The following is an 18301-nucleotide window of genomic DNA, read 5'->3' as shown; positions in this document are numbered from 1 at the left end:
AAGAATTGTCATCGCGGAAACCGCGGCGACCAAGCATGATATGCGCTTCATCTGGATTCTCCTGTTAATGCCAGAAAAACGGGAAAAACATGCAATCGTTCCATCCGTCACGTAATTCGCTGCGATCAACTTAGGCTTTTCACGTAGGAATATTCGAAGGCGGCCAACTACCGGCATTGCCACTTCATCCCGGCCCCGGAACTTAAAGCCGATTAAGTAAGTTCGAGATGTACGACGGAGAACCCCGATGAACACGCAGAGCCTTCGACCTCAACCTGCCCGGCGCGAGATAGACATCGCCGACGCGGAAGCCATGAAATGCTGGTGTCGGCACCTTCGCGCCACAAAGGCAGAGATCGAACGGGCCGTGTCCACGGTAGGTCCCTCGGCGGCAGCCGTCCGGAAAGAAATTGGCCGTAAGGATCGGTGAAGCGGCGCGCTCGATACGATGCCCTCGCTTGCCGCGGGCACCAAGAGCATTCGGCTCAAAGATCGTCATTTTCGGCCAGGCGGGGGAACGTCAATGTCGCTGCGCCGAAGCAAATAATCCAATCCTCCCGTCCTAAACCATCTATAACCGAAACCCTCCAGCATGAGATGGTGCCTACCGCGATCATCGGCGCGACTATGGCTTTCGGAGAGTAGGTTGATGAGGTGCAGGTCGCGGTCATCGTCCAAACCAACCACGAATGTCACTTCGCGTGGGCCTTCGTCAAAGTTGTGAACAAAGAGAGCGGAATTGTTGCGCCAGTCGTATCGAATGGCCAGCACTGACGGATCGCGGGTCGGGATAATCGAAAAGTCTCCCCATCCGATCTCTGGCACTTCCTTACGCATTCGTATCATGCGCTCGGTCCAGTTCAGCATCGAATCTGGATCGCGTCGTTGCATCGCAACGTTGACGTGATCGTAGCCATAGGGCCCCTTGTCTATCACCGGGTTCTTCAGGCGCGCGCTCTTGGTGAAGCCTGCGTGTGGTTCAGTGGACCATTGCATAGGTGTTCGAGCGCAGTTGCGTTCCGGAAGAGCGAGATTGTCGCCCATCGCGATTTCATCGCCATATCTCAAGACCGGCGTACCGGGCAGGGTGTACATGAGACTGTAGGCAAGTTCGAGCCGTCTGCGGTCACCGCCCAGCATGGGCGCAAGACGGCGGCGGATGCCGCGGTCATAGAGTTGCATCGACTTTTCCGGACCGAATGCCTCAAAGACTTTCGCTCGCTGCTTCTCAGTCAATCGGCCAAGATCAAGTTCATCGTGATTTCGCAGGAACAGCCCCCACTGTGCTGTGGCGGGCCGGGGCTTCGTGACCTTCATTGCGGCGGCGAGCGGCCGCGCATCGCCGGAGGCCATGGCGTAGAAGAGATGCTGGTTGACGTGGAAATTAAACATCATGTGCATCCGGTCACCGTCGTCGCCGAAATACTCCATGTCCGTTTCCGGTAGCACGTTGGCTTCTGCAAGCACGATCGCGTCACCCTTGCGCCACTGCAGAAATTCACGGAACGTGCGCAGCATGTCATACTGCTCGACCGGTTTATTGACCTTCGGTCCCTTGGTGGCGATCACGAATGGGACCGCGTCCATCCGAAATCCGGAGACCCCGAGCTGCAGCCAGAACCCCATGATTTTGAGGATTTCGGCCTGGACGTGTGGGTTTGAGGTGTTGAGGTCGGGTTGGAAGTCGTAGAAGCGGTGGAAATACCAGGACTTCGAACCCTTATCGTGCGTCCAAGTCGCCTTCTGGACGCCAGGAAACACCATCCCTTTGTTGGCATTGGCGGGCTTTTTTTCTGACCAGACATACCAATCACGGTAGGATGAATTCTTCGACGAGCGGGCTTCCTTGAACCACGGATGGCGATCTGAGGTGTGGTTGACGACGAGGTCGATAATGACGCGTATGCCGCGTTGATGGCAGCCGTGCGTGAATTCAACGAAGTCGCCAAGAGTGCCATAGCGCTGATCGACGCTGTAGTAGTCCGAAATGTCGTATCCATCGTCCTTGCCGGGCGAGGCCTGAAACGGCATGAGCCAAATCGCCGTGATGCCGAGGCCGTGCAAGTAGTCGAGACGCCGCGTGAGACCGCGAAAGTCGCCTATACCATCGCCGTTGGAGTCCATGAAACTTCCGACGGATAAGCAGTAGACGACCGCGTTCTTGTACCAGAGATCGTCAATCATGGATCACCTGTCAGCGAAGGAGGCGGTGAGCGTCGCGATGTCAGAGCGCCGCAACGCAAACAGCGGCCCGCCTTTCGATGGGCCGCTGTTCACGAGGTAATAGCTCGATTATTCGATGATCTGGACAACCCGTCGCGACCGCGGATCGACAAGCACCGTGCGATCGTTCACGACGGTGTACCGATATTCGCGGGCCGAAGCGTAGTCGTCCGGAACGTCGTAATAGGTCACGCCGTCCGACGGGAGAACGGTGCCAACGGCGACCGGCTCCGCATAGGTGTATGAGCGGATGTGGCGATCGGCCACGTAACGGTGAAAGCGCGGACGGTCATCGACACCCAAGACGCCAGCCACTCCGCCCACGACGCCACCAACCGTAGCGCCGACCACGGCGCCGACCGGGCCTGCCGCGCGTGCGCCCTCATGAGCCCCGCGCTCGATCCCTCCAGGGACACCCTGCGCCATGGCGAACGAAGTGGAAGCAACCACGGTAGCCGCAACAACGAAACCTTTGAAGTATGTAGACATTTAATCCTCCAGATGCATGTATTGCCCGGGATCCTAAGTGCAGGTGCAACAAAATGTTCCGTTCAATGTAGAGTAAGGTTGCGATCGAGAGTTGAACCGCTTGCCACGCTTTCCCGTCAGCGCTCCAGGCCAATCTCATTAGAGGCGGCCGACACCCAATGATCGACCGCTTTCTTGGCTCGAATCCATTCGCTGGAAGCGGATGAAATGCCACGGCCGCCCATCGCTCTCGCAAGCGCCAAAATGGACACAAGCGCGGCCCGTTCCACAGAGGCCAGACCTTCACTGACGCGCGGTGTGGGTGTCTCGGTTGAGAGCGCGCGGATCAACTGATGCGCTTCGCCATCTGAACCGATCAACGCGGTATTCATAAGCGCTACGGCGTAGCGCGCCTTTAGAAAACTAACGTGACTGCTCATTTTTCACTCGCCGGAATAAGGCTTACCTCACAAAATCGTCTGCATTCGCCGCGTATTTATGCCCGAACACCTTTTTCTCAGGTGGAGCTCAGGCGATGACGGGCAAGTGCTAGTTTTGGATCAGAATGCAGGGAAATCATCTGAACGAACGTTCAGAAAATTCAGCGTTTATGCCGAGGAACGCCAGAGCTATTACCGCATTTTCCCGATGTAAGTTCCCAAGGAGATGGAAATGCGAAAGATCGTTCTCGGACTAGCCGCCCTTGCCACCGTCGGCTTCGTTATGCCCATGGCCATCACGACCCAGGCCGAAGCCAAAACCGTCATCATCAAGAAGAGCGGCGGCCATCACCATCATGGCGGGTGGCATCGCCACGGTCCGTCCAAGAAGGTCGTGATTATCAAGCATCGCCACCGGCACTAAGCAAAACTCCGGATCGTTTGGAAGGCCCTCGCAAGAGGGCCTTTCGTATTTCGGGGAGGTGCTCGTGACTATGGCAAGTCCATCGAAAACCTTCCCTTCATATTGCTTTTGGAATCATTCTAGATGTAGGTAAACTCCGGTTTTTCCGAGGTCGCATACTTGATGACGTCACATGATCACTTGGGCATCATGATCGACTGGCTAGACGCCTATCGTGACTGCGATCTTGGTGTGATCGTCAATTTATACGGTGAAGATGCCGAGATTAGATGCCGCTGCACAGGCGAGACCTCGCGCGGGAGGTTGGCAGTCGAAAAGTACTGGCGCGATCGGTTTCGGCAGTTGCCTGCGGGCGAATTAATCGATTTGCGTACAACAGGGGACGATGTCGTCGTCACATACTGCGCCGGTGACGGAGTAGTGGAAGCGTCCTTTTCGTTCGCGCCTGATGGGCGGGTATCAACATCGATATGCGGTCCATTGCGCCGAGCATAAATGTTGGCCAGAAACGCGGTCTAAACGGTTTTTAGTTCAAGCCATGCACGCGTGAGGTGGGCAGGGTGAGAAACAACCGGATGCCCTGTTGCGACGAAGCTGCGTGTGTTTTCCGAATAAACCGTCAGACATTGATCTCGATCGCGAGTCGAATCAGGTCCGAGTGGCTGCGAGCATTCATCTTCTTCTTGAGAAGCGAGGTCGTATTGGCCACCGTCTTGTAGGAGATATCGAGCGCGTCCGCGATCTCCGCGATTTTTCGCCCCTTCGCCAATAACCGAATGATTTCCAGCTCACGTTTATTCAACCTGGAGAGTGGTTTAGCCCGGGCGTTTGCGGTGTCGAATGCGACCGAAGTAGCGATCGCAGGGCTTATATATACCTCACCTTTCGCGACGGATTTTATTGCTGCCGACAGTTCTCGTGGGTCGCCATTCTTCGCCAAGTATCCCTTGGCGCCGAGTTCGATTGCACGCACCACCACCGTGGGATCGGTGTTCATGCTGAACATCACGACGTGCGCATCCGGGTCGGCTTTCAAAATGCGACGGAGCAGTTCAAATCCGGATACATCGGGGAGGGTAATATCGAGGAGTACGACATCGGGCTTCATTTTAAGATACGTCTTCAAACCGCTTTTTGCGCTGTCCGCGCCCACGACGTGCTGGTCGTCCGCCTCCAGCATGGCTTTGCACCCTGAAACCACGACCGGATGGTCATCCACGACCAGAACCTTTATCTCTTGACTGCGAGCCACCTGGTCTGTCCTGTCAATATTTCGGGTCAAATCGGCAAAAGCGGGTCTGTATGATGTGGTCGTCCATGACATTGCGCAAGCGTATCGCAATGCTCCTTGCGGCACTTCTCGCGGGTGTCTTCTTGGCCACCATGGCCGGGCTTTGGATCGCAAATGATGAAGATATCACGGCGGAACGAGAGCCGTTCGAACGCCAAAGCGCACAAGTCGCTGCATCACTCAATGCCGTCATCAACGCCTCTAACAATCCCGATCGCGTTTTAAGCGCCTTCGTTACATCGCTGGAAACGTCGAGTGGTGCAATCACGTTCCAAACCGATCGACCGACAAACGATGTTCGGCGGAAGATGCCTCGCGTTCCATCGTGGTTTCTGCATCTGTTGCCGCTTCAAGAAAACTGGTCGCGGTCGTACCCGGTTGAGGTCGGAGGAAGAAAGCTGGGATATCTGACCTTCTTTCAAGATTTGTACCCGGATGTCTACGAGAAATGGCTGACCTTTTTGACCGTGGTCGTCATCTTTCTTGTGTTCGGCACAGGTTCCTTGGTGATCATCTACTTTGGTCTCGGAACGATGCTTCGTCCACTGGCGAGCTTGGAAGAGGGGCTTGAGGCCATCGGGCGAGGAACATTACCCGGTGCTGACGCCGGGCACGGACCGCCGGAGATCAACAGACTCATCGAAAAAACAAACGAGATTGGTGTCGCGATGTCCGGGCTTCGGCGAGAGAATAATGAATTGTTGAGGTCGATGGTCGCTCTCCAGGATCGTGAACGAGACGAAGTCTCTCGCGACCTGCATGATGAACTCGGACCGATGCTATTCGGTTTACGTGCCAATGCGATCTCCCTTCAGCAAACCGCATCGATTGAGGGATGCAGAAACCGAGCCGTCGAAATGGAAAACTCCATTGCCGCCCTGCAAGGCGCTCATCGCCAGATCCTCGACCGCTTGCGTCCCATGGAAATCCGGGAAGTCGGGCTCACCCGAAGCATTGCGGCATTGGTTGAGCGTTCTGCGAACGTGGATCCAGGCCTCAGGATCTCGTTGAACACACAACCAGGTCTGGATAAAGCAGCGGAAGCGGTGTCACGGACTGTCTATCGACTACTTCAGGAAGCAATTCTCAACATTCAGCGACACTCACACGCCACGGAGGCCGAGGTTTCCGTTGCCGTCAATCCGGGAACATCAGGTAGCGACACTATTTCGGTTTCAATTTGCGACAACGGAGTCGGATTCCCTGACGACCTGTCGGTCGGACGAGGATTGAGCGGGATGTCCGAGCGCGTGAAGGCTTTGGGCGGGAAATTCGCGCTCCATCGCAACGCTACAGGCGCAAGAATCACATGCGAATTGCCATTAGCTGGCTGACCAGATTGCTAATTTTTCCCGATCAGTGGAACTAACGTATTTCGGATCAATTAGGCCGTCGGCTCATTGAGAGCTTTGGAGGCCAAAGAGCATGAGCGATGTGGTATCCGCCACCTTATGGCAGGGATGCGTAGTCCTCGTGTTTTTCGCCGTTTTGCTTGCGTTACGGCAAATCATCTGAGTGTAGCGCGGGTGGAATTGGAGCGGGTCGATTGCCGGAGTTCGGCAATCGACCCGCTATTCGGCTGACTGGATCGGGCAATGGGGATGATCCAGCCAAGCCGAAATTCGGTCGCTACAGTCCTGACCGGCCACCGCCGGCAGCTTCAATCACCACCGGCGTGGGACCGGTGTTCGCGGACTTAATTCTGATGCTTGATTTGTCGATCTCGGCTCTTGTCGGGCTCGCGGGAGGCTTCGGAAGATAGGCGTCCGCCAAAAACAGAAGGGAGAGCAGGGCGCTTCCTACGAAGAGAAAATATCGGCCGACTGGCATGCGGAAGCCCCTGTTTCGCCGGAGTGGACCAATTCTTTTTGGCGAGTCACGCCTCGGCGATTGCAGGGCACAACGGATCTTTCGGCGATCTGTTCCAATTGGAGCTTGCAAAATCAGGAAAAACTGGCAATCGTTTGGATGCTTGCGCGATTTGGATCGACAAGCTCCACATTCCCTTGCCCCGGCTGCATGCCGGGGTATTTTTATCCGCAGGCGCGGGTAACAGGAATGGGTGACAGTTCTGTCCTATAAAGTTAGAGGCAGTATCGGCGATTCCACGTCAGGGTTGCTGGTCGGGACGCTGACTGAAGCCGCGGCGGCCGTGTCGAGGCTCAGGCGGGAAGGCGCAACCCAGATTGAGGTAACCGATCTTGCGGACAGGCCGGTTGACCGCTCGTGCCTTGAACCGATCGGCACCAAGTCATCGTCGCACTATCAAACGTAAGGCGAGAGCTAACAATTTCTTATGCGATGTACCAATTCCAATGACTGTTTAGAATGGTCGGGAACTTGTTGCAATCCGGAGACTTGAAAGGAACCTCAAACAGGGAGATTCCTAATGAAAAAGATTTTGCCGATCGTCGCCGCCGCCGCCGTTTTCTCGACCGCTGCGTTCGCGGAAACCGCGAAAACGACGGGTGCGGCCCCCGCCGAAGCAAAGTTCTCCTCGGTTTCGAAGGATGAGATGTTCTCGTCCAAGCTCAAGGGTCTGAACATCACGAACCAGAAGGACGAAACGGTCGGTGAGATTTCCGATGTCGCTCTCAAGGGAGAACGCATCGATGCCCTGATCCTGTCCGTGGGTGGCTTCCTGGGCGTCGGTGAGCGCTACGTGGCCGTCTCACCTTCATCGGTTGCGATCACCCATGATGCCAAAGCGAATAAGTGGGTCGCGAAGATGAACACGACCAAGGAAGCGTTGAAGGCTGCTCCAGAGTTTAAGTATCCGAAGTAAGAACGAACTCAGTCTGGCGAACGGCCGCGGTTTCCGCGGCCGTTTTTCGTTGTGGGGTGGTCGAATGGAAAGCAAGGACTTCGGCAGTCAGAAAGGTCTTATCTTGGCTGATTGTCGGCTCGGATCTGCCGCGTGTCGGCCGGGGGCGCTTCGGTGGGAGTCCTTGTTTCCCAAGGCGCGGGCAAGATAACCCTGACGGCGCGGTTTTGTGGCGCTCGCTCCGTGCTAGGTGCAGTGGGGGCGGCAGGATCGGCGGTAGCGGCGATTGTCATCATCAACAGCGCGAAAGGCGCCGCCAGAGCTCGTATCAATTTCATGAATGCCTCCCTTTTCGACGCGACAACGTCTTGCCAGGAAGAAGGTTCGGCTCCGGTGGTGGAAAGCGGAAATAAATCGGGAACAAGTGGCAAGTGGCAGTGTTCTCTGCACGCCCACACAGAGGGGCTCTTTATGAGGAGGAAACGATGAAAGCCAAGACCCTTGCCATTGCCGCGGTTCTGACGTCGCTTGCCGCTCCGGCATTCGCTCAGTCCTTCTACGTTGTGCAGGACGTGAAGACCAAAAAATGCACAATCACAGAGACGAAGCCGACGACGACCGAAACGACGGTGGTGAGCGGTGACACCGTCTACAAGACGCGGGCGGAAGCGGACGCCGGGATGAAGACTGTCAAAGTCTGCACCACCAACTAAAAGCGTCGTGCGCTGTGTGAAAGATTCGCACAGCGCACGTTTTATTCTTAATTGGACCGCTCGAAGTTCTGTTCGACGATTCGGCCGTTTGAATTGAAACTCAGTAAAGTGCTCATCGCTCCAAGGCGTGTTGCGAACGAGATGCGGACTCCGTTCTCCATTGGGTTGAGATCCAGCAATTCGGAAGCGGGGTGGTCTCGCAAGCGGACCATCCAGTAGTGGCGCAGTTTGCTTGCTCCGCTGACGATTGTTGAACCAACGCAATTGCAGTGGACCGTGGCATCATCGGCATACATGGCGATGATCAGATCAAGATCTTCCTCACGGTAAGCGTCAAGCCAATCGATTGCAGCGGCCATCGGGTCAAAGGTCATTATCCTCACCTACATGCCGTCGTTTGCGTCTCCTTATTCATTGTCCAATGAACGAAAACTGAAGGGAGCCTTCATGGAACCGCTGGGTTCCAGTCCGGCGCGGTGGCGTCTCTTGGTGACGACGGCGGATTGCTTGATGTCGCGTTGTGACAGAGCAGCAGGCCTGTGGCTGCGGCGAACGAGGTCAATCCCGCGAGTAGGATGAGGATTGTACTCAAGTACATGAGCTTCTATGGCCAGCCTTCAAAGAAGAGGCCGACCGCAGAACCGTCCTCGCAAATTGAGATCTGCAATCCAGACATTGAAAGCGTTGGACCTCGGACGCCGTTTTGCTCGGATGAGGGCCACTTCGATAGTGGACCATCGAGCCACCGCATTTCCGGCACTTTCGATGAGCATCCTCATCATCGCTGATTTTCGCGTCAACGGTATTCATCGTTTTTCCGTGGGTTGGGGTTTGCCGGATTGCTGGCCCGTAAGTCTGAACGCACGTCACGAAGACCTGGCAATTTGAAACCGAGCTCACGCGCCTTTTGCTGAACCGATGACGATGGACGATCGAGAGCGGCCGAGGCGCGCATCAACGTCGCACCGGCTTCACTCAGACGGAGCAGCTTGGCAAGATCGTCTTCCGTCCAAACCCTGGAAAGTGGACGCCGCGACATTTGTGCCCTTCAGTACCTGAGGCCTGGATAGATAGGACGATCAGTCCCATGCGGCTGAATGGATAGGTCAATTTTGACCACACAACCTATCAGCTTCGGTTACCGGACACCTCAGTCCCGCCCATAGTATCGGGAAAACTTGGTAAACTAATATTGCCGAATGATTTATACGACAACGATGTTACTGACATTATCCCAAGCCCTTGAAAGCAGAACGTTAACAAGCCAAGCTCTCAGGTCGATCTCACAAATTGCGATCGTGAACCCATTCATCTTCTGGGCGGTATCCAGCCTATTGGCTTCTCATCGCGGCTTCGATCGACTGGATCATCGTGCGTGCCTCGACGAATGTCGGTGATTTCATTGGACATGGCCATGCTGAGTTGATCGGCAGACCGATGGCCGAGATCTTCCCTGCGGCGCTCCTGCATGATCTTCGCAATCGGATGACGATCCTGCGAGGGCCTGATGCGGTGGAGCGCCTTTTCAACTGTCAAATTGTGAAGGGGGCGTCGGAGTTCGACATTTCGCTCCATATTTCGTTCGGCCAGATTATCGTTGAGGCTCAACTGTCGGAAGGACCGGCCGGGGACACGACATCGACTGTGACCTCGATGGTGTCCCGTCTGGACGTCACACCAGACATTCCATCGCTGTATCGCGAAGTGGCGCGCCAGGTTCGGGCTTATCTCGGCTACGATCGGGTGATGGTCTACAAGTTCGATCGGTTAGGATCGGGAGAGGTGGTCGGCGAGGTATATCGAGTAAGACGGGGCCAATGTCCGTTGATGGCGCAAAGCGGACACTCTTCTGAAATGCGAATGCATTTCTATTTTCTCGCGCGATGAACCTGTGCGGCAGCCTGCCGCACAAGTGAGGGCCGGCTCATGGAGGTCATCATGCCAGTTGCACTGAAGCGCTCGGAATTCTCGGCAGACCTGGATACCCGCCCAGTCCTTTCACGCATATCCTATGCTTCATCGTGGCGGGGCTGTTGGTGTCGGTCATCGCTCTCTCCTACGGGGTCGATCTCAGTCCGGGATTTTTTTGACCGGATCGTGATGGCTCCGCACATACATCAAGCGTCTGGAAAAATTGGCCTGATTCCGCTCTTTGCTGCGGACCTTTCTCCAATTTCGGATGTAGTTTCTGCGCGGAGCGCATTGCCCTAGATCCTTGCATCCGCCAGGTGGTCCGGTTTTGTCCCAACGGCTGGGCCGCCTGCCACAAAGGAGCAGCTAATGGCAAAGATCGAAGACGGTAGGGTTACGCAGACCGCGACGGAGGCTCGTCAGGCAGAACCTGGGCCGACGGTTCGCAACGTCCTCGTTATCAGCGTGGCGCTCGCGCTGGCCTTCATGGCCGTTATCTGGCTCATCTTCTTTAAGACGTGAGGATTGCGGGCATCAAGCGAAGCTGATCCCACGACTATGTCCGCGCAGGTTTCACCGCGAGCATTTCATTGGCGTCGTGTCGCAGGTTGTCGAGCGGCGTCTTGATGACGCAAACGACACCTCGTGGGCGATAGTCAATTTTTGCCTAACCGCCGATTTCAGCATTTAGTATGCGCTCAATCATCCGGCTGCCGAAGCCGGTGCGGGTAGGTGGCTTGACGGGAGGACCGCCGATTTCTTCCCATCGCAATTCGACCTGATCTGCGCCGTTCCCGGTCACGATCTCCCAATTTACGATGACCCGGCCGATATCACCTGACAGCGCGCCATACTTTGCTGCGTTCGTGGCCAACTCATGCAACGCCATTGCGAAGGCGATGGACGAGCGAGGATTCAAGCGAAGGTCGGGCCCGACCGTGCTGATGAGTGAACCGCTCTTGGTTCGGAACGGAAGGAGGGCGTTATCGACAACTTCAGCCATCGTCGCGCCCTCCCAGTTTTCGCGGGTGAGGACGTCATGCGCAACCGCCATAGACTGCAGGCGGGATTCCAGGCTCTTTCTTGCTTCTTCGAGAGAACCCGCCGAACGAAACGTCTGATAGGCAATCGACTGCATTGTTGCCATCGAGTTCTTGACGCGATGGTTCAGTTCACCAGCCAGAAGCGCGCGATGTTCTTCGCCCCTTTTCCTGGCAGTGATGTCGATTGAAACGCCAGCCATGCTCAACGGTGTCCCGTCGGCGCGATAGAAGGTCTTCCCGCGAATTTGAACCCATCTGATCTCGCGGGATGGCGTGACCACCCGATACTCGATGTCGTAGTCAATGCCATTTCCGATCGATTCCGCGACGGTGGCTTCCATCCGCGCTCGGTCCTCCGGGAAGATTGCTTCTAGCAACTCCGGATAGGAAAACGGGTCCGTCACGTTGCGCCCGAAATTCTCCTTGCAGATATCGGACGCCACGAGCCGACGGTCAGCGAGGTCAAGCGTCCACGTTCCAAATCGGCCCGCCTTAAGCATGAACTCCATCTTTGCTTCGCGACGGCGAAGATCTTCATTCCAACGTTCGATCTCGTCTTCAAGCGCGTCGCGGTCCTGCCGAACACGAACAAAGCGATCCCGTTCGAGCGTGATATCGAACTGCGATGCGAAGAAGTAAGTGAGCTGTCCTTCTTCGTCGAATACCGGTGAGATGAGTAGACGATTGTAGAAATCTCGCCGCTTTTCTTATGATTGAGAAGCTCGATCTCGATCGGCACGCGGCGCTCGATCGCCGACCGTATCTGTCCGACAAGCGCTGGTTTCGTCTCGGGCCCCTGCAGAAATCTGCAGTTACGGCCGAGAATTTCTTCGCGCGAGTAGCCTGTAAGCCTTGTGAACGCATCATTCACGAAGACGATTGGGTTGTCTGGCTGATGAGGGTCGGTGATCAGCATTGGCATGCGGGTCGCCTGAACGGCGGCCGCGAAGGGGTCTGTGGTTCGACCGTGCCGAGATAGCTCGGAAACAAGTCGGTCGTGCTCACGCTGATTGGTCAATTTCAGTTTCCGAGACAAGGCCGACTGCAGTCGGACCTTTTGTCTCGTTCATTGGCACACTTCAGCCGTGCGGATCGAGGTTTTTCCAACCCGATCCGTCGCAATCCAAACGCTTCGCCAGAGCTCAGCCATGACTTTGCAGAAACGAGAAAACGCCGAGAACAGCGAGACCGCCGGCGATAATCCAGACGACCAAGCCAATCGATAGGGCTTTTGCGGGGCCCGGGGTTCGATCCGTTGCAGGTGTTTCATGCGATGCAACGAGAGAAGTTTCTTCGGATGCCATGATGCTTTTGTCCTTTGTATACGGTCATTTTGAACCGTCAAAAGCAATGAGCGTTCCGGATCGACCCGCGCAGCCTACGCGGCATTAACGCATGTCGTCATTCGTATGGGCATCGAGCATAAATGGATGGAGTTTGAGAGGTGCTTAGGTAATTTGTGATGCGCAGCCCAAAACCCGCAGGCATTTTCCCCCCGTAGCTTTAGTGCCGACCGTCAACGCGGCCAAATACCCATACGCGCCAGTTCCTCGACGGAACCGACAGAGACCGTGCTCGTTTAGCATTCACGCGCCAAAGCGGGCGCACCCTCGTATTTTCGGAAATACCGTTGAGCCAAATTGTTTCCCAGGTGGATCTGACCAATTGCGACAAAGAGCCGATTCACCTGTTGGGCGCCATTCAGCCGATCGGCTTTCTCCTTGCCGCATCTAATGACTGGATCATTGCTCGGGCGTCCGCCAACGTTGCCGAATTTATCGGGCACGATCATGCAGACCTGATCGGCAGACCGCTTGCCGATATTTTTCCGGCATCGCTGATCCATGACCTGCGCAACCGAATAACGGCGCTGCGCGGACCGGATGCCGTGGAGCGACTATTTCACTGCTCCATCGTAAAGGGCGCTCCCGCCTTCGATATCTCCCTCCACATGTCGTTCGGTCAGATCGTCATCGAAGCTCAGCCTTCCGAGGGGCCAGCGGGTGACACAACGTCCATGGTGACGTCGATGGTCGCCCGCCTCGACAACACGCCGGACATCACGGCTCTTTACCGCGAAGCCGCGAGACAGGTGAGGGGCTACCTCGGTTACGACCGAGTGATGATTTACAAATTTGACCGCGGTGGCTCAGGTGAGGTCGTTGGCGAAGCGGTGCGAGGCGGCATCGGCACCTTCAAGGGCCTTCGCTACCCGGCCAGCGACATCCCCGTTCAGGCGCGAGCTCTTTACAAGCGTAATCTGTTGCGCGTCATCTCCGACGTGAACGCCGAGGCTATCCCGGTTACTCCGGAACGGGACGAAGACGGTCGGCCACTCGATCTTTCGATGTCCGTGCTCAGATCGGTATCTCCGATCCACATCGAATACCTGAAGAATATGGGCGTGGGCGCCTCGTTGTCTATTTCAATCGTCGTAGAAGGCGAACTCTGGGGGCTGATTGCTTGCCATCACTATTCGGCCTTTTGCCCGCCGTTGCAGAAAAGGTCGGTCGCCCAGCTTTTCACGCAAATGTTTTCGCTTCAACTCGAAAGCCGCGAGCGGCAGGCCGCGATTCAATACGAGGCGCGGGCACGCGATATTTCCGACCAGCTCCTCAGCGCCGTCGCGTCAGACGAGACGCTTCTCAAAGATCCTGATTGGCTTGCCGATATCCTGACCCACGCCATTCCTGCCGACGGCGTCGGTGTCTGGCTTAATGGCAATTATGCATTCAGCGGCGTCACACCCCCGACCGAAGCGTTTCGGCGCATCATTCGTGCGTTGAACGGCATGGCAGCCGGGAAGATCTTCGCCACCGACCATATTGCTTCCATCGTCCCTGGCGCTGACGAGTACGCCTCGCAAGCCGCCGGACTCCTCGCGATCCCGATCTCAAGGTCCCCGCGAGACTACGTGGTCTTGTTCAGATCTGAGCTGGTCAAGTCTGTTCGCTGGGCAGGCGATCCGCACAAGCCAGTCGAGTATGGTCCGAATGGGCCTCGTCTGACGCCGCGAGAAAGCTTCGAGGAATGGAAGGAGCTCGTTCAGGGGCGGTCAGAGCCGTTTACAGTGCCGCAATTGCGCGTGGCCGAGACATTGCGTGCGACCCTGATCGAAGTCGTGTTGCGCCTCGCGGACGAAGCAGCAGCCGAGAGGCATCAAGCCAGTGCGCGACAGGAAGTTCTGATTGCAGAGCTCAATCATCGCGTCCGCAACATTCTGGGCGTGATCCGAGGTCTGATAAGACAATCGCAGCCAGAAGAGCCGGGCGTTAAGGAATTCGTGAAGGTCGTTGATGGCCGCATTCACGCATTAGCCCGCGCGCACAATCAGATCACCGACGACCACTGGGGACCCGCGCCGTTGGAAGCGCTGATTGCGGCGGAGGCGGCTGCATTCGCCAACAGGCCGTCCTCAATCCGTGCGCATGGCCCCGCGGTTTTGCTCAATCCGGCCGCTTATTCGACATTGGCACTCGTTCTCCATGAACTTGTGACGAATTCCATCAAATACGGAAGCCTCTCCACGCCGAATGGCGAGGTGCAGATCGAATGGCATCGGTCCAATGCCCGCGATCTTGTGCTGACATGGGAGGACGTTAAAGGGCCGCCAGTGAAGCCGCCGACCCGAAAGGGTTTCGGCACCACGATCGTCGAGCGCTCGGTGCCATACGATTTGGGAGGCGCGGCAAAGGCCACATACAATCCCGACGGCGCCAAGTTCGAGTTTGTCATCCCGGCGCGGCATGTCGTAGATGCCAAGAATAGTGCAGGGCCCAAGCTGAACCTCTGGGGCAAGACACACGATAACCGCGGACTTCACAAGAAGCTGCCACCGCCCGGCGTTCTGATCGACAAGACCCTGCTCCTGGTCGAAGACAGCTTGATCATCGCACTCGACGTCGAGGACATTGCCGCGCAACTGGGGGCGCGTGAAGTGCAAACCTATGCCACCGTGCAAGGCGCGCTCGATGCTATCGACCGGGAGAAGCCGTCGGTCGCGGTTCTAGACATCAACCTCGGCGACGCCAATTCATTTCCGGTCGCCGACCGTCTGGCCGAGCTTGGCGTTCCGTTTTTCTTCGCGAGCGGGTATGGCGAGCAAGCCCGAATGCCAGCCGATCACCGTGCGCGCAAAGTGGTGCAAAAGCCTTACACGGTCGAAAACCTCGCTCGCGCCTTTGCGACGTTGTTCGGTGCGGATGACCGTTAGGATCAAAAAACTGGCTAATTCGTCCATCGTTCGTACATCCAACCCGGCAATCACGTGAACAATCTGCCTGCATTTCTCCGTAACAGTAAAAGCCAATTGGCGGCTGACATTGCCGCCTTCAACTGGGGAGCGACTTCACTCGGCCCGATTGAGCAATGGCCGATATCGCTGCGGAACACGTTGGCGACGATGCTGGCATGTCCGACGCCGATTTACGTTGCGTGGGGCCCAGACCTCATATCTTTTTACAACGACGCCTACCGACCGCTTCTCGGATACCGGGAGGCGACGGCGCTGGGAAAGCCGTTCCCGGAACTGTGGTCGAGCCTCTGGTCCGATATCGCGCCGCTCGTCGATGAAGCACTTGCGGGCGGTCATACGCGCGTTGTGAATATGAGGCTCGACCTCAGTCGTGAAGGCGTGCCCGAAGAGAGCTACTGGACCTTTAGCTATTCGCCGGTCTTCGACGACGATGGCCAGCCGTACGGCATGTTTTGCGTGACCGACGAAACGACCACAGGGGTCGTTGCGCTGCGCGACCGCGATGCCGCCGACGAGCGGCTACAACTTGCGCTTTCTGCAGGCAATTCGATCGGCGCATGGGATTGGGACGTCGAAAACGACATCGTTCGTGCAGACGGTCGTTTTGCCGCGCTTTATGGCGTTGATGCCAGTCGAGCCGCTGCGGGAGCGCCAATCGCCGAGTTCTTCAGTGGAATACATCCGGATGATCGGCCGCGCGTGCTTGCGGAGGTCGATACGGCAATCAAGTCATCCGATATCTTCAGGTCCGAATATCGACTTCAGCGATCCGACGGGACGGTGCGTTGGGTCGCGGCCCAGGGTCGTTGCGTCCGAGACTCTGAGGGGCGATGCATTCGTTTTCCAGGCGTGAGCTTCGATATCACCGAACGCATTGATACTGAGCTTGAGATCAGAAACGCAAAGGAAGAGCGCGACTTTGTCATTGCGCTGACCAACCGCCAGAGAGCGGTGACTGATCCGCTCTCGATTATCCGGCTCTCAATGGAGGCGCTCGGTCAAAGGCTGGGGGTTCATCGCGCCGGATTCTACAGGCTGTTAAATTCCCAAAGATTGCAGCACGTCGGGTGCTGGTCTAACGGGAGCATGCTGGCGTTGGTCGGCGATCAGCCGCTCGATGCATACGGCCAATTCGCCGAAGGTGAGCGACGAAGCGGTCGCACCTTAATTTTCAGTGATAGCCGCCACGATAGCGACGGCAAACTCGCACCATATGGCGAGGATGGGGTTCTGGCAGGGATTTGCGTCCCGCTGATGGAGGGCGGTCGCTGGTCTGCAGGCGTCTACCTCCATCATGCCAGTGTGCGTCACTGGACCCAGGCAGAGATCTCGCTTGCGCGTGAAGTCGCGGGCCTTATTGCTGTATCCGTTGATCGAGCCGAAGCGCTTATGCGTCTAAACCATCAACTGGACCAGCAAGCTGCGGAGCTCACAAATGTCGCATCGCAAGTCGAGGCGCTGGCAAGGCAGCAGGCCGATGCCGAGACCCAAATTCGCCAGCTCCAGAAAATGGAGGCGATCGGCCAACTGACGGGTGGCATCGCCCACGACTTCAACAACATGCTCGCGATCATCATCGGCGGACTGAACTTCGCTCAAAGACGGTTAGCCCGTGGCGAGACGAATATCACCCGGTACATCGATAACGCTCTTGAGGGGGCGACACGTGCGGCGAACCTCACCCAGCGACTGTTAGCTTTCTCCCGTCAGCAACCGCTCGTTCCGGAAGCAATCGACGTCAATCGACTTGTCATGAACCTGAGCGAGCTTCTGGCAAGGACGCTCGGCGAGAACATTCAATTGGAAACCGCGCTTGGTGTCGGTTTGTGGAATATCAAGGCCGACCCCGGACAGCTTGAAAACACGATCGTCAACGCCGCCGTAAATGGCCGGGATGCAATGCCGGACGGTGGAAAGCTGACGCTGGAGACGAGCAATGCCTCAGTGGACGACGAGTACGCGAGGCAGCAGTCGATTTCTGTCGGCCAGTACGTTTTGATCTCGATCACGGATACTGGGACGGGGATGAACGCCGATGTCCTCGCGAAAGCGTTCGATCCTTTCTTCACGACCAAGGAAGTCGGCAAGGGGACCGGTCTCGGGCTCAGTCAGATGTTCGGCTTCGTTCGCCAGTCTGGCGGTCACGTAAAGATCTATTCCGAGGTTGGATATGGCACGACAGTGAAACTGTATCTCCCGCGTTTTTGGGGAGTTGCGCCACAGCCCGTCCCTCGCCGTGTCGTCGGTGGGCGTCGCACAGGCAATCTCGACGAGATCATCTTGGTTGTTGAAGACGAGGATCGCGTCCGCAATCTGACAGTCGAAGCGCTTCGTGAATTTGGCTACACGGTTCTGCTGGCATCCAGTGGCCGAGAAGCTCTGAAAATTTTAGATAGCGATCAGCCTGTCACGCTACTGCTCACGGACGTCGTCATGCCGGAAATGAACGGCAAACAGCTCGCCGATCTTGCGCTGGCGAAACGACCATCGTTGCACGTTCTTTATGTGACCGGCTACTCACGCAATGCCGTGCTCAACAACGGCGTCCTTGATCCCGGCACCAACTTCTTAGCCAAGCCTTACGGATTGGACCAATTGGCCGAGAAAGTTCGCGAGGTTCTGGATACGCCGAAGCTGCCTTTGTGAATCGGCAACGCGCGTCTGGCTTTATGCGAAAACCGGTCGAGCCACAGTCGGTTTCGGAGTAGGAGCCGGCCTCACGCGTTCTGAGGTCTCGGTCGGTCTAGGATCGGCATTCCACTCGCGATG

The 18301-nt window shown here is 56.6% G+C and carries 14 protein-coding genes and 1 pseudogene; 9 read left to right on the top strand and 6 right to left on the bottom strand.

The window, feature by feature from the left end:
- Positions 1–247: 247 nt before the first annotated feature.
- On the top strand, positions 248–430 hold the full coding sequence (locus RPMA_RS28650) for a DUF3606 domain-containing protein (protein WP_211910749.1): 183 nt from the start codon (positions 248–250) through the stop codon (positions 428–430).
- A 65-nt stretch (positions 431–495) separates the two neighbouring features.
- Here the strand turns inward: RPMA_RS28650 and RPMA_RS26900 are convergent, their stop codons facing one another.
- From RPMA_RS26900 to RPMA_RS26890, 3 genes are all read right to left on the bottom strand, one after another.
- Positions 496–2184 carry an alpha-amylase family protein gene (locus RPMA_RS26900; RefSeq protein WP_211910748.1) on the bottom strand — a complete coding sequence of 563 codons (1689 nt, stop codon included), beginning with the start codon at positions 2182–2184 and terminating at the stop codon, positions 496–498.
- Between the two features lie 108 nt (positions 2185–2292).
- On the bottom strand, positions 2293–2712 hold the full coding sequence (locus tag RPMA_RS26895) for a DUF1236 domain-containing protein (protein WP_211910747.1): 420 nt from the start codon (positions 2710–2712) through the stop codon (positions 2293–2295).
- Positions 2713–2828: 116 nt separating this feature from the next.
- Positions 2829–3131, bottom strand: a complete 303-nt coding sequence (locus tag RPMA_RS26890; RefSeq protein ID WP_211910746.1) for a hypothetical protein — start codon at positions 3129–3131, stop codon at positions 2829–2831.
- A 232-nt stretch (positions 3132–3363) separates the two neighbouring features.
- On the opposite strand from RPMA_RS26890, the gene RPMA_RS26885 reads away from it, so the two are divergent.
- Positions 3364–3555, top strand: coding sequence for a hypothetical protein (locus RPMA_RS26885; protein WP_211910745.1), 192 nt, complete (start codon positions 3364–3366; stop codon positions 3553–3555).
- A gap of 619 nt (positions 3556–4174) precedes the next feature.
- On the opposite strand, the gene RPMA_RS26880 is transcribed toward RPMA_RS26885, so the two are convergent.
- Entirely contained in the window at positions 4175–4735 is a 561-nt protein-coding gene (locus RPMA_RS26880; protein ID WP_249225772.1) for a response regulator, read from the bottom strand.
- A gap of 137 nt (positions 4736–4872) precedes the next feature.
- Between RPMA_RS26880 and RPMA_RS26875 the strand changes: the two genes are divergently transcribed.
- From RPMA_RS26875 to RPMA_RS26865, 3 genes are all read left to right on the top strand, one after another.
- Positions 4873–6180 carry an ATP-binding protein gene (locus RPMA_RS26875; protein WP_211910743.1) on the top strand — a complete coding sequence of 436 codons (1308 nt, stop codon included), beginning with the start codon at positions 4873–4875 and terminating at the stop codon, positions 6178–6180.
- 1055 nt (positions 6181–7235) lie between these two features.
- A complete protein-coding gene (locus RPMA_RS26870) occupies positions 7236–7631 on the top strand; it encodes a PRC-barrel domain-containing protein (RefSeq protein WP_211910742.1) in 396 nt (131 codons plus the stop codon).
- Positions 7632–8095: 464 nt separating this feature from the next.
- Entirely contained in the window at positions 8096–8323 is a 228-nt protein-coding gene (locus tag RPMA_RS26865) for a hypothetical protein (protein WP_211910741.1), read from the top strand.
- 47 nt (positions 8324–8370) lie between these two features.
- Here the strand turns inward: RPMA_RS26865 and RPMA_RS26860 are convergent, their stop codons facing one another.
- Complete coding sequence (locus RPMA_RS26860; protein ID WP_211910740.1) at positions 8371–8697, bottom strand: nuclear transport factor 2 family protein; 327 nt, start codon at positions 8695–8697, stop codon at positions 8371–8373.
- A 997-nt stretch (positions 8698–9694) separates the two neighbouring features.
- Between RPMA_RS26860 and RPMA_RS26855 the strand changes: the two genes are divergently transcribed.
- A complete protein-coding gene (locus tag RPMA_RS26855) occupies positions 9695–10210 on the top strand; it encodes a GAF domain-containing protein (RefSeq protein WP_211910739.1) in 516 nt (171 codons plus the stop codon).
- Between the two features lie 393 nt (positions 10211–10603).
- Positions 10604–10756, top strand: coding sequence for a hypothetical protein (locus RPMA_RS26850; protein WP_211910738.1), 153 nt, complete (start codon positions 10604–10606; stop codon positions 10754–10756).
- A 34-nt stretch (positions 10757–10790) separates the two neighbouring features.
- On the opposite strand, the pseudogene RPMA_RS28645 reads toward RPMA_RS26850, so the two are convergent.
- A pseudogene (locus RPMA_RS28645) lies at positions 10791–12295 on the bottom strand (HWE histidine kinase domain-containing protein).
- Between the two features lie 612 nt (positions 12296–12907).
- Between RPMA_RS28645 and RPMA_RS26840 the strand changes: the two are divergent.
- Together RPMA_RS26840 and RPMA_RS26835 are read left to right on the top strand one after the other, a co-directional pair.
- A complete protein-coding gene (locus RPMA_RS26840; RefSeq protein WP_211910737.1) occupies positions 12908–15490 on the top strand; it encodes an HWE histidine kinase domain-containing protein in 2583 nt (860 codons plus the stop codon).
- A 54-nt stretch (positions 15491–15544) separates the two neighbouring features.
- Positions 15545–18178, top strand: a complete 2634-nt coding sequence (locus RPMA_RS26835; protein WP_211910736.1) for a PAS domain-containing protein — start codon at positions 15545–15547, stop codon at positions 18176–18178.
- Positions 18179–18301: the final 123 nt, after the last annotated feature.

The organism is Tardiphaga alba, assembly GCF_018279705.1.
In the GTDB taxonomy this organism is placed as follows: Bacteria; Pseudomonadota; Alphaproteobacteria; order Rhizobiales; family Xanthobacteraceae; genus Tardiphaga; species Tardiphaga alba.
The sequence above is the reverse complement of the archived record's forward strand: the minus strand, read 5'-3'. Positions and strand labels throughout refer to the sequence as shown.